This window comes from Acinetobacter sp. YH12137, from assembly GCF_013418535.1.
Lineage (GTDB): Bacteria > Pseudomonadota > Gammaproteobacteria > Pseudomonadales > Moraxellaceae > Acinetobacter.
Genome location: NZ_VPBW01000053.1, coordinates 1 through 12,402, shown reverse-complemented (window position 1 = coordinate 12,402; position 12,402 = coordinate 1). Strand labels below are relative to the sequence as shown.

Genomic DNA, 12,402 nt, shown 5'->3' with positions numbered 1-12,402 from the left:
GTGAAGGTAAAGAATGTTGAAGGGTGCAATCTAAATTTTCAGATAAAGTCATAAAAAAATGAGCGTATTTACATACACTCATTTTTACTACATTTTACTAATATTTGCTTAACTGACTGGCATTACTTCATATCGAAGGGCTTTTTATATTTAAATAACAGCAATTCGCTAATAGATTTTTTAGGCCGCAAGTAAAGCTTTCGCTGCCTGACGATGTGCAGCCTGAACCGCTTCAAGATCCAGATTCAGGATTTCCCGGTCTTTAACGACCCATTGTCCATTCACCATGACATGTTCGGCACGGTCTGCACCGCACAGTAACAGGCCGGCAATCGGATCATGAATCCCTGAAAAACGCACATCATCCAGACTATAAAAAGCTAAATCTGCCTGAAAATCTGCTGCGATTTGTCCTAGGTGCTTTTCACGTCCCAGTACCTGTGCCGAGCCTTGTGTGGCCCAGGTTAAAGCACGTTCAGGCGTAATCACTTCTGCACCATATTTTAAACGTTGTAAATACATCGCCTGCCGAGCTTCCAGAATCAGGTTAGACGCATCACCCGAAGCAGAGCCATCCACACCTAGACCAATGACTGCTCCTGCTTCCAGTAGATCCATGGTTGGACAAATCCCTGAAGCCAGACGCATATTGGAATGCGGACAATGACAGATACCGACTTGAGCCCGCCCTAAGCGTTGGATCTCATCGGCATCAAAATGAATGCCATGCGCCAGTCAGGTTCTGGAATTAAGCCAGCCTACACTTTCCAGATAATCGACGGTGCGCATGCCAAATTTAAACAGACAAAATTCTTCTTCATCCAGTGTTTCGGCCAGATGGGTATGCAGACGTACATCCAGTTTTTCTGCCAGTGCAGCACTTTCTCGCATAATTTCTTGGGTGACTGAAAATGGTGAACATGGTGCAAGCGCAATATTGACCATCGCATCAGCACTACGCTGGTGATATTTCTGCACCAACCGTTCTGAGTCCAGCAGAATGGTGTCCATATCCTGTACGGTATGCTGCGGTGGCAAGCCACCAGAATCTTCACCCAGACTCATGGAACCTCGGGTCAGCATGACCCGAATCCCTAATTGTTCTGATGCTTCAACCTGAACATCAATGGCATCGGACAGCTGCTGTGGAAACAGATAATGGTGATCCGCAGCAAAGGTACAACCGGAAAGCAGTAATTCAGACAATGCAATTTGAGTGGCTAGATAATGCTGTTCAGTATTCAATTTGGCCCAGACCGGATATAAGGTTTTTAGCCATGGAAATAGCGGCGCATTGACCACGGGAGCCCAAGCACGGGTCAAGGTCTGATAAAAATGATGATGGCTATTAATCAGTCCCGGTGTAATCACCAAATTCTGGGCATCAAAGAACTGGTCATAAGGCGATGCTGGGGTTTGTCCCAAAGCCACCAGTTCAATAATTTTGCCATCGCGGATGACCAAGCCACCACGGGCATCCAGATCATTTGCGGTAAATACAGCAAGAGGATTTTTAATCCATAAGGTTGTCATATCTTTTTTCCAATAAGTTTTATTTGTGCTGCACATGAATCAGGCAGCACATGAGGCATTGAGCTGTTGTAATTTGATTTTCAAATCTTCCATCTGGTCGATCAGATGGTTCATCATGATTTGTGAGATACGGGAAATTTGCCGTTTCGGTGCCACACAAAGGGCAAGGGTCAGTGGATGCATACCTTTTTCAATGATCGGTTTAAACACCAGTTCATCACGTTCTAAATAAGGCAAAGCATCGATATAGGACAGTACCCCAATCCCTAAGTTGCGCTCTGCCAGAGAGGTAATCATGCGAATGTCATTACACTCCAGCTTTTGCTGTGGCATAAATTGGTGATGTTTATACAGGCTATAGACATAGTCATGAATGATTAAAGGGGCACAGGGAATGAGATGCTTAAAGTATAAAGTGTCGGAAAAATAGATTTTTTCTGCCTGAGCTAAAGGATGAGATTTGGCCATCACAAATCCAACCGGGATTTCCACAAAAGACATGACTTCGAGCTGATTATGACTTTTAGGATTGAGCAGAATGCCAAAATCAACTTCAGCATCCATAATCATTTTAGAGACGGTATCACTTTCCTGAATCTGGATATTGAAATTGATCCAGGGATAGTTTTCATACATATATTGTAGAGAATCTAAAACGAAACCGTCACTGAGTGCCGCAATGAGTCCGAGTTCAATGCTGCCGCGTGATAAACCCTGAATTTCATCAAAACGTACACAGGTCTGATGGAATTCTTTTTGCCATTTGAGTAAATCTGCATACAGCAATTCACCCGCTAATGTCAGCTTCAGGCCACTCGGCAACCGTTCAAAAAGCACGATGCCAAATTCTTCTTCTGCCAGAGTGATCTGACGATGAATCGCGGAGACAGAAATATAAAGCTTATCAGCTGCTTTTCTGAGGCTGCCTGTTTTGGCTACGGCAATAAAATATTCTGAAAATCTTGAAAAAGTAATATTCATAAAATCACGTCAATCCACCTGCACATCGTTTTAATCACATAATTTTCAGCTAGAAACTAAGTGATTCTGGTTCTATGTAAGTGGATAAGCGATTTCTGTGCCAATTTTCAAAGAAATGGAACAGTAAAAGTTTTGTGTTCTATTTTTTGGAACACGGGCTACGAAACATTCTAATAGACAGTAGAACAGGCATTTGGCTAATTTTATAAAAGAACAACAAGGCAGCTTAATGAAATAAAAATTTAAGCCGTTGTCATGCAATAAATATTTGTGAGTGAACTATGAATGCGATCCCGGTGCTTAATTTATTCAGTCAACCGCACTGTAGCGGCTTTGACCCATCAGACTGGAATATCCTGGCTCAGCATTGGTATCCAGTTGCCCGTATTCAGGATGTGAGTACTACGCCACAGCAGGTACAACTTCTGGATGTGAAGATGGCCCTATATCAAACTGAGAGTGGCAGCATTCATCTGGTTCGTGATATCTGTCCGCATCGTGGTGTGCCATTAACCAAAGGCTGGGTAAAGGGTGAAGAAATCATTTGTCCTTATCATGGCTTGCATTACAACACTCAAGGAAAATGCACCAAAATACCGGCTCAACCAGAACTGACGAACATATCGGATCGTTTTACCTTAACCAAATTTCCAGTGGTCTTGAAATATGGTCTGGTCTGGACCAGTCTGTTTAGCCGGGATGAATCAGAAGCTAATTTCCCTGATCTGGATACCTGGGACAGTGAAGAGCACCAATCCATCTTACCGCCATTTGTTGATATCGGTGGTTCAAGTGGCCGGCAGCTGGAAGGCTTTATTGATGTGGCGCATTTTGCCTGGGTGCATCATGAATCTTTCGCTTCACGTGATAATCCGATCGTGCAAAAGTATTCCACTTTGCGCACTCCTTATGGCTTGCATACAGAATATGTTAGCGATGTCAGCAACTATCCACATGGCTTGCAGCATCTGGCACCCGAAGGATTTTTGTGGAAACGTGTGTTTGATGTTTATCCACCATTTTCAGCGATTTTAACGGTGCATTTTCCGGAAAATGGCATCCTGAAAATTCTAAATGCCTGCTGTCCGGTATCTCATAATCAAACCCGTTTATTTGTGCCATTGACCCGTAATTTTGATACGACTGGTGATCTGCAAGCGGTTTACGATTTTAACGCACAAATTTTTGCTGAAGATCAGGACATGGTCGAAAGCCAGAAACCAGAAGAATTACCTTTGGATATCACTATGGAAGCACATTTTGAAGCTGACCGTTCTTCGACAACTTATCGCCGCATTCTGGGGGAATGGGGCCTAAGCAAACGCTATATTGTTTAAATTAAATTTCCTCCTTTATGCACCCTGGTCTGTTGGGGTGCTTTTTTATTCCATATATGTCGAAAATCCTCTTTTTAGAGGAGCTATGACCATTGAACTACTAATTTTAGAGTAATTTATGCCACAGCCTAGCCATGAGCAAATGCTATCTTTTTTAAGATTATCCAATAAGGTTGCCAAGCGGGCAATGTCTTTAGGCCATCATCCTTTTGGTGCGGTGCTGGTTGCACCTGATCATGAAACGGTTTTACTGACCCAATGTAATATTGATACGGTCAACCATGCAGAAAGTACTTTAGCCCGGATCGCAGCCAGCAATTTTACGCCGGATTATCTGGCTGAATGCACCTTATATACGGCAGTTGAACCTTGCTGCATGTGTTCTGGAACGATTTATTGGGCCAATATCGGGCGGGTGGTCTATGCCATGACCGAAGAAAAATTATTGCAATGTACTGGAAACCACAATGAGAATCCGACTATGAGTGTTTCTGCTGAGTATGTTTTTGCTCATGGTCAGAAGAATATTGAGCTGATTGGACCAATCATGGAACTTGAACAGGAAACGGTTCAATTGCAAAAAGACTTCTGGTCATCTCGGTGAAGATTTGAAATTATTCTTTTTATAATTCTACTTCATTTTATTTATATTATTTATAAGACCATAAAAACAGATTTTCTGGATTGTAGGCTCAATTTAAAACCCTGCAATCCAGTCTCTATTTTCTAAAAATACTTTCCTTAATTTTCTATTTTTAAAAATCCATTTTATTCATTCAGTGCATTGCCAATTATAAGCCATTTATTGGCGCACACGATTTAGAGCTGACGCACTTATCTAGCGCAGATCAAAAGAAAATCACAAGAATTTTTAAATTTTCAACTTTATTAATTTCTCAACCTTGAGCTGAGCTTGGTTTTCTAGCAACTTTACTCATTGTCTTAGATTGATATCTATATTTCTCGGCTTATATTCTTAACTGTTCAACTTTTTTATACTCAATACTTGGTAGTAAATAATTGTAATTTATAAAAATAAATAAAAGAACAGATCATTCTAAAAATTATAAGTGTCTTGCAATCCACCTGTTCTATTTTTTGAACTGAATTGGAATAGAAGTTGCTAATTAATAGAAATATAGCAATCAGTAAAATTTTTGATGTCGATTCAGATCTTTTAAAGCCGCTATTTATAAAACTCAAATGGCATTCACGGAGGCAATTTATGCTGAATATGTCCAAACATAAAAAGATAATGAAAAAATTTTCACTGCCTGTAATTGCGGCTGCAATTATGGGTTTGGGGATCAGTAGTCAGAGCTTTGCAGTCGATAAAGCTGCATTTGTCTATATTGGACCAACCAGTGACCATGGCTGGACGTATTCTCATGATCAGGGGCGTATTAAAGCTGAAAAAGCTTTGGGCGGAAAATTTAAAACGACTTATATCGAAAATGTACCTGAAACGGCCGATGCTGAACGTGTGATTCGTAATCTGGCACAGCAGGGCAATAAAGTAATTTTTGCGACCTCTTTTGGTTATATGAACCAGATGGAAAAAGTCGCGAAGCAGTTCCCCAATACCGTATTCATGCATGCGACCGGTTATAAGCAGGGGAAAAACCTAGGCATCTATGATGTACGTACCTATGAAGGTGCTTACATGCTGGGTGTAGTGGCAGGGCAAACCACCAAAACTAATACCTTGGGTGTCGTAGCCTCATTCCCGATCCCGGAAGTGGTTCGTAATATTAATGCCTATACCTTGGGTGCACAAAGCGTCAATCCTAAAGTCAAAACCAAAGTCATCTGGGTGAACTCATGGTTTAACCCGGGTAAAGAACGTGATGCGGCTTTGGCGCTGATTTCTCAAAAAGCTGATGTGCTGATGCAAAACACAGATTCGCCAGCAGTTGTGCAAGCTGCCCAGCAAAAAGGCGTTTATGCCTTTGGTTGGGATTCAGACATGAGCAAATTTGGTCCTAAAGCGCATCTGGCTGCTTCAGTACTGCACTGGGAAAAAATTTATACGCCAGCAATGCAGCAAGTGGCTAATAAAACCTGGAAACCTGCCGCTCTCTGGTATGGCGTAAAACAGGATGCAGTGAAAATTGAAAACTTCGGACCTGCTGTTCCTGCCAAGGTGAAACAGTCTGCTTTAAATGCACAAAGTGCGATTCATAAAGGCACATTACATCCATTCCAGGGCCCAATCTATAAACAGGATGGAACTTTGGTGATTGCCAAAGGCGGCAAAATGACAGATGAAGCGCTTGGAAAAATGAACTTCTATGTGAAAGGAGTTGAAGGTTCATTACCTAAATAATCCTTTCACTATGTGTATGACTTAAAAATAAAAGAAAGTAAATCCTGAAAAATCATCCCCCAGTCCATGAATCACTTTATGGACTGGGCCAAAATGAGTGGAGACTGAGTTATGAGCGATCTGCCTCACATGTCAAATGACATCGAAACGTCATCGCTCAATGAGCAGCAAATTCCACGACTGGAGCTGATCAATATCAGCAAAAGCTATAACTCATTGAAAGCAAATGACAGTATTAATTTAAAAGTCCAACCTGGGCAAATTCATGCCATCCTGGGTGAAAACGGTGCTGGTAAAAGTACCTTGATGAAACTCATCTACGGCGCGACCAAAGCAGATAGCGGTCATATCGTCTGGAATGGCAAAGAAGTACAGATAGAAAGTCCATCGATGGCCAGGAAACTGGGGATTGGCATGGTGTACCAGCATTTCTCCCTATTTGAAACCATGACCGTAGCTGAAAACATTTTATTAGGTCTGGATGAGAAAATAGACCTGAAAAGCTTAGCGGCTAAAATCACCGAAGTATCAGAACAATATGGCTTACCGGTAGATCCACGGCGTGAAGTTTTTTCTTTATCGATTGGTGAGCGACAACGGGTCGAAATTATCCGCTGTCTACTCCAAAATCCTTCCTTACTCATTTTAGATGAACCGACCTCCGTATTAACCCCACAAGCGGTACGTCAGTTATTTAAAACTTTGCGACTGGTGGCTTCGCAAGGTGTTTCAATTCTTTATATCAGCCATAAATTACATGAAATCAAAGAACTCTGTGATGAAGCGACGATTCTGCGTAATGGCAAAGTCACCGGCTATGTATTGCCTTCTGAAAATAGTACCAGTGAACTGGCCAAATTAATGATTGGCCGGGAATTGCCGACGTATGCGCATGTTGAATATACAGGCGAACATCGCACGCTGTTTCAGGTGAAAAACCTGAATTACGAAACTGATGATCCTTTTGGCGTGTCCTTATCCAATATTCAACTTAACCTGAATTCGGGTGAAATTCTAGGCATTGCCGGTATTTCGGGTAATGGTCAATCTGAATTACTAGCACTGCTTTCCGGTGAGCAAACGGCGAAAAGAGGTCAGGTTTTTCTACTAGATCATGACATTTCTGAACTCAGTGCAGGCCAGCGGCGTGATCTAGGCTTGGGTTTTGTCCCGGAAGAGCGTTTAGGTCGCGGTGCTGTGCCGAATATGACGCTGGCACAAAACACCCTGTTAACTGCCTTTCGTCAGGGTTTAAACAAATGGGGCTTTATCCAGTTTGAGAAAACTGTCACTTTTGCCCAGCAATGTATCGAAAAATTCGGGGTAAAAGCTGCAGGACCACAAGCGGAAGCGCGCAGCCTTTCGGGCGGGAATCTGCAAAAATTTATTGTGGGGCGTGAAATCCTGCAACAGCCCAAAGTATTAATTATTTCCCAGCCAACCTGGGGTGTTGATGTCGGTGCATCGATGTTTATCCGTCAAACCCTGATTGATCTTTCCCGTCAAGGTGTTGCGATTTTAGTGATTTCAGAAGAGCTGGAAGAGCTGTTTGAAATTAGCGACCAGATTTGTGTTCTGGCTGGTGGAAAGCTGTCGGCACCTGTCCCGGCTAAAAATACCAATGCAGAACAGATTGGCCTGCTCATGTCAGGTATTCAGGCAGATCCAGCAATATTGGCTGAATCCGAGCCTGTCCATGAAGCGCATGCGTAGAGAAGAGGTGTAAATATGCATTTATTAGAACCTAGAGAACATCCTTCTCAATTAATGAAATGGCTCTCACCTGTGCTTGCATTACTCGCCATGCTGGCGGTAGGTAGCCTATTGTTTTTAATGCTTGGAGTGAATCCTGCTCAGGCTTTATATATCTTTTTTATTGAGCCGCTAAGCTCAGTCTATAACCTGAGTGAACTGATAATTAAAGCCAGTCCGCTGATTTTAATTGCCTTGGGTCTGGCTGTTGGGTTTCGTGCCCGTCTGTTTAATATTGGTGCTGAGGGGCAGTTGGCTATGGGGGCCATCTTTGGCGGTGGTATTGCCATCCTGTTTCATGAGCAGATCGGCTGGTGGATTTTACCTTTAATGGTGATTATGGGTGCGATTGGTGGTGCAATTTGGGGCCTGATTCCAGCGCTGCTAAAAACCCATTTTAATGCGCAAGAAACCTTGACCACCTTAATGATGAACTATGTGGCATTTTTCCTGCTGATGTATCTGGTCAATGGTCCATGGCGTGATCCAGATGGCATGAACTTTCCACAATCCTTAATGTTCTCGGAAAGCGCGACCCTGCCGCTGATTATGGAAGGCACACGGATTAACGCCTCAATTTTTATCACGATCATCGCAGTGGTGCTGTTCTGGGTTTTTATCCGTAAGAGTCTGATGGCTTATAAACTGGAAGTCAGTGGTCAGGCACCTTTGGCAGCTCAATATGCAGGATTTTCAGCAAAAAAAGCCATCTGGTTAAGTTTGGGAATTTCAGGTCTGATGGCGGGGATTGCCGGAATCTGTGAAGTTGCAGGTCCAATCGGCCAGCTCAATCCGAATATTTCACCAGGTTATGGTTATGCAGCCATTATTGTGGCTTATCTGGGCCGACTAAATCCAATTGGAATCGTACTTTCAGGTTTCCTGATGGCGCTGATCTATTTAGGTGGTGAACTGGCACAAATGCAGTTGCAACTCCCAGTCGCGATTACCGGAATTTTCCAGGGCCTGCTTTTATTTTTCCTGTTGGCTTCAGATGCCCTGATTGAAAACCGCTACCGTTTTACCAAAAAGAAAATCAAAAAAACCATGACCACTGCGCAAGCAGCCTGATCCAGACAGAAGAAGGATAACAACATGAGTATTGAATTAACCGCAATTGTTGCCGGAACTGTCGCTGCGGCAACGCCATTGATCTTTGCCGGGCTGGGTGAGCTGGTAGCAGAGCGTACCGGTGTCATCAATCTTGGGGTAGAAGGCATGATGCTGGTCGGTGCCATTGCTGGATTTGCTTTCGCTAGCCAGTATGAAGCCAGTGTCGCCAGTGCCTTATTTATGGGCGGATTGGCAGGCACATTGATGGCACTGATTTTTGCATTTTTTACCTTATCTTTAAGCACCAACCAATCCGCCTGTGGTCTGGCACTCACTATTTTTGGGATTGGGATTTCAGCCTTTCTGGGACAGAATTATGTCAGTACTGCCTTACCGGGTCTGGAAAACCTAAAAATTCCGGGACTCGCAGATATTCCATTCATAGGGCCAGTCCTGTTCCAGCAAAACTATGTGGTGTATCTGTCCATACTTGCTTTTGTGCTGGTGTGGTGGGTACTGAGTAAAACCCGTTTAGGCCTGTTACTGAAAGCAGTAGGGGAATCTCCGGAAAGCGCACATGCCATGGGCTATAACGTGCTGGCGATTCGCTATGGTGCAGTCATGTTTGGCGGTGCAATGGCTGGTATTGGTGGTGCATTCTTGTCGACGGTTTATACGCCGATGTGGATTGAAAATATGGTTGCAGGACGTGGCTGGATTGCAATTGCATTAGTGGTTTTTGCTGCATGGAAACCGACGCGTTTGATGTTGGGTGCCTATCTGTTTGGTGGTGTAACGATTTTGCAGTTTCATGCCCAGGCTCTGGGTCTAGAAGTACCGAATGAACTGTTATCGGCATTGCCATATATCGCAACCATTGTCGTCTTAGTCCTCATTTCACGCGACAAGAAGTTATTGAAACTCAATTTACCAGCATCACTCGGTAAAACCTTTAGCCCTTAACCGGACAAATCTCAGGAATTACTTTATGAAAATTATGAGCGCAGATTATGTCCTGACCATGAATTCAAACCTGGACTGTATTAAAGATGGTGCCATCCTGATTGATGGCGCTCTTATTAAACAAGTAGGAACATTACAGGAATTAACTCAGCAATATCCTGAAGCTGCAGTTGACCAGTATCCCAAAAGTTTATTGATGCCGGGCTTGATCAATACCCACTGTCACTCAGGTTTACTGCGCGGTACAGCCGAGGGTTTACCGGTCTGGGACTGGCTGCAGCAGTTTATTGATCCGATGCATCGGGTAGTGACTCCCGAAGATTCCAAAATTGCCTCTTATCTCTGCTATGCCGAAGCGCTGCTATCCGGCACGACTACCATTGTGGATATGTGGCGTTATATGGAAGGTAGTGCTGAGGCCGCACAGCAACTCGGTATACGTGCAGTGCTGGTGCCATATGTGGCTGAACATCCAGATCACAACTATTTTGAAACCCTCAATAGTAATGAAGCTTTAATTCAAAAATGGCATCAAGCTGCAAATGGGCGAATTCAGGTCTGGGTTGGCTTGGAACATCTGTTTTATGCTGAAGAAAAAGCCTTGGCACGTATCCAGAAAATGTGTCATGAATATCAGACGGGTTTTCACACGCATAGCAACGAAAGCAAGTTTGATGTTGAAGAAAACCTTCGACGTTATGGCGTGCGCCCGATCCAGACGCTGGAACAATTGGGCATGCTGGATGTACCTCAATGCCTGTTAGCGCATTGTGTCTGGGCCAATTCAGCAGAGATCGAAATTTTAAAACACTATAATGTTGGTGTCGCACATAATCCGATCTCAAATATGAAACTCGCCTCGGGGGCTGCACCCATTACGGAAATGCTTAAACATGGCATTGCTGTAGGATTAGGTACTGATGGCGAGAAAGAAAATAATAATTTAGACATGTTTGAAGAAATGAAAACTGCTTCATTATTGGCGAAGTTTTCCGGTTTGGATGCTGCAGCACTGGATTCATGGTCTGTCTGTCAGATGGCAACTCGGACAGGTGCCAAAGCCTTAGGCATGCAGGATCAGATTGGTTCGCTAGAAGCTGGGAAATTTGCTGATATTATTGCGGTAGATCTTGCGACACCGAGAATGACGCCTTTAATTAATCAGGGACCACTATTTAATTTACATACCAATCTGGTGCATGCAGTCCAAGGACAAGATGTGCATATGACCATGGTGAACGGCCAAGTGGTGGTAGAAAACCGAAAACTGGTACGTGCTGATCTACAAATCTTAATTGATCAGGTCAATCAGGCTGCTCCAGCCTTGTTCCAGCGACGCGCGAAATGGCTCGCAGAACAAGGAAGTGCGGTCAATGAATTACAGCGCCTGTAAATAAAGTTTAAAAACCAACCCTAACTTTAAACAGGCTTATCTATGCTCCAGAATGGATAAAAAGGCTTCGATAAAGTTAGGCAGTCTTTTATGATGGATCTGACCGACCTTAATTACTTCATAGGTCAGACCATCAGCCTGGAGGTTGTTACTTTCAGCTTTTAATTTCTGCAAGGTTAACTGCAAGCCTTTTAACCATTCTTCAAGCGCCTTGATCGGAATATCATTTTTAAGATCTCCACCTTGCATGGCAGTTTTAAAATGACTCAAGGTCGTACTATCCTTAAAGCAGGCTTCCACCTGATGTTCAGTACTTTCAAATAGGTCATGCTTGATCACAAATAAAAATTTTCCAATCGTTGGCTTAAGTGCGCTGAGATAAATATTTTTTTCATTCAGGGTATATCTTTTATTTCTGGTATTAATAAATTCTGAATTCCAGCCTTGGGACTCTAGAAAATGATCCATTTCAGCGAAGATGAGATCAGTGACTTGTTCCTCAATGCGTTCTGCGAGTTCCTTTAGTTCATGACTGAGCACGATCAGGTTATTTTCCAGCTTTGAGCGCTGGGATTTTTCTTCATCATGCTGCTTGGATTGGGCCAAAATGGCTTGGAAGCGTTGTTCAGGCGTCATGATTTTACTCACTTGATATACAGCCTTGATCACTTAATCATGTGACTGAAAAGCTTTAATTGCAAGCAGGAAAAGAGGGGGGATATTTGGGAAGATTTTAAAGTAAAATATATACTTTTACTGACATAAATTATTGTTTTTAAATTTAATAATTATTATTAAAATATTTTTTATTTGGTTTTAAACTAGAATCGTTACATATTTTGTAGCGATTCAATTCAGTTAATGATCATTACTCGTTTTACTCAATATCACCCATTAAAAGATAAAACTTATATAAGGTGGTTAATAAGAATATTGATAACCCGAATCGCGGATAAAAAATTGACTTGAAAAATAAGAGGACTAGAGCCATCAGTTGAGTTACCACACAAAACTTAAAACTCTAGTCCCGATGTTTAATAGTACCGAATTATTTTGCGTAATTG

General features: G+C 42.7%; 9 protein-coding genes and 1 pseudogene. 7 read left to right on the top strand and 3 right to left on the bottom strand.

All coding sequences use genetic code 11. The features are described from left to right. Nucleotides 1-180 precede the first annotated feature (180 nt). Nucleotides 181-1,533, bottom strand: a pseudogene (locus FTU72_RS15260) (8-oxoguanine deaminase). Nucleotides 1,534-1,572: 39 nt separating this feature from the next. After that, nucleotides 1,573-2,514: a LysR family transcriptional regulator gene (locus FTU72_RS15255; protein WP_180053089.1), complete on the bottom strand. Its 942-nt coding sequence runs from the start codon at nt 2,512-2,514 to the stop codon at nt 1,573-1,575. 281 nt (nt 2,515-2,795) lie between these two features. On the opposite strand from FTU72_RS15255, the gene FTU72_RS15250 reads away from it, so the two are divergent. From FTU72_RS15250 to FTU72_RS15220, 7 genes are all read left to right on the top strand, one after another. After that, the gene (locus FTU72_RS15250) at nt 2,796-3,851 is read left to right on the top strand and encodes an aromatic ring-hydroxylating dioxygenase subunit alpha (RefSeq protein WP_179992550.1); all 1,056 of its coding nucleotides are present in this window, start codon (nt 2,796-2,798) and stop codon (nt 3,849-3,851) included. Between the two features lie 118 nt (nt 3,852-3,969). Continuing rightward, nucleotides 3,970-4,455, top strand: a complete 486-nt coding sequence (locus FTU72_RS15245) for a nucleoside deaminase (protein WP_159123033.1) — start codon at nt 3,970-3,972, stop codon at nt 4,453-4,455. 690 nt (nt 4,456-5,145) lie between these two features. Next, nucleotides 5,146-6,177, top strand: a complete 1,032-nt coding sequence (locus tag FTU72_RS15240; RefSeq protein ID WP_249365091.1) for a BMP family ABC transporter substrate-binding protein — start codon at nt 5,146-5,148, stop codon at nt 6,175-6,177. 111 nt (nt 6,178-6,288) lie between these two features. Continuing rightward, nucleotides 6,289-7,890, top strand: coding sequence for an ABC transporter ATP-binding protein (locus FTU72_RS15235; protein WP_179992551.1), 1,602 nt, complete (start codon nt 6,289-6,291; stop codon nt 7,888-7,890). Between the two features lie 15 nt (nt 7,891-7,905). After that, nucleotides 7,906-9,000 (top strand): ABC transporter permease, encoded by a 1,095-nt coding sequence (locus FTU72_RS15230; protein ID WP_125278683.1) that lies wholly within the window; start codon nt 7,906-7,908, stop codon nt 8,998-9,000. A 24-nt stretch (nt 9,001-9,024) separates the two neighbouring features. Next, nucleotides 9,025-9,945, top strand: a complete 921-nt coding sequence (locus FTU72_RS15225; RefSeq protein WP_159123035.1) for an ABC transporter permease — start codon at nt 9,025-9,027, stop codon at nt 9,943-9,945. 25 nt (nt 9,946-9,970) lie between these two features. Continuing rightward, nucleotides 9,971-11,338 carry an amidohydrolase family protein gene (locus tag FTU72_RS15220; protein ID WP_180012316.1) on the top strand — a complete coding sequence of 456 codons (1,368 nt, stop codon included), beginning with the start codon at nt 9,971-9,973 and terminating at the stop codon, nt 11,336-11,338. A gap of 36 nt (nt 11,339-11,374) precedes the next feature. On the opposite strand, the gene FTU72_RS15215 is transcribed toward FTU72_RS15220, so the two are convergent. Continuing rightward, the gene (locus FTU72_RS15215) at nt 11,375-11,974 is read right to left on the bottom strand and encodes a hypothetical protein (RefSeq protein ID WP_180012314.1); all 600 of its coding nucleotides are present in this window, start codon (nt 11,972-11,974) and stop codon (nt 11,375-11,377) included. Between the last annotated feature and the right edge of the window lie 428 nt (nt 11,975-12,402).

Excerpts from the sequence above, each read along its gene's own strand:
- FTU72_RS15235 (WP_179992551.1), top strand. The coding sequence starts at position 6,289 with ATGAGCGATCTGCCTCACATGTCAAATGACATCGAAACGTCATCGCTC.
- FTU72_RS15230 (WP_125278683.1), top strand. The coding sequence starts at position 7,906 with ATGCATTTATTAGAACCTAGAGAACATCCTTCTCAATTAATGAAATGG.
- FTU72_RS15250 (WP_179992550.1), top strand. The coding sequence starts at position 2,796 with ATGAATGCGATCCCGGTGCTTAATTTATTCAGTCAACCGCACTGTAGC.
- FTU72_RS15255 (WP_180053089.1), bottom strand. The coding sequence starts at position 2,514 with ATGAATATTACTTTTTCAAGATTTTCAGAATATTTTATTGCCGTAGCC.
- FTU72_RS15240 (WP_249365091.1), top strand. The coding sequence starts at position 5,146 with ATGGGTTTGGGGATCAGTAGTCAGAGCTTTGCAGTCGATAAAGCTGCA.
- FTU72_RS15220 (WP_180012316.1), top strand. The coding sequence starts at position 9,971 with ATGAAAATTATGAGCGCAGATTATGTCCTGACCATGAATTCAAACCTG.
- FTU72_RS15225 (WP_159123035.1), top strand. The coding sequence starts at position 9,025 with ATGAGTATTGAATTAACCGCAATTGTTGCCGGAACTGTCGCTGCGGCA.
- FTU72_RS15215 (WP_180012314.1), bottom strand. The coding sequence starts at position 11,974 with ATGACGCCTGAACAACGCTTCCAAGCCATTTTGGCCCAATCCAAGCAG.
- FTU72_RS15245 (WP_159123033.1), top strand. The coding sequence starts at position 3,970 with ATGCCACAGCCTAGCCATGAGCAAATGCTATCTTTTTTAAGATTATCC.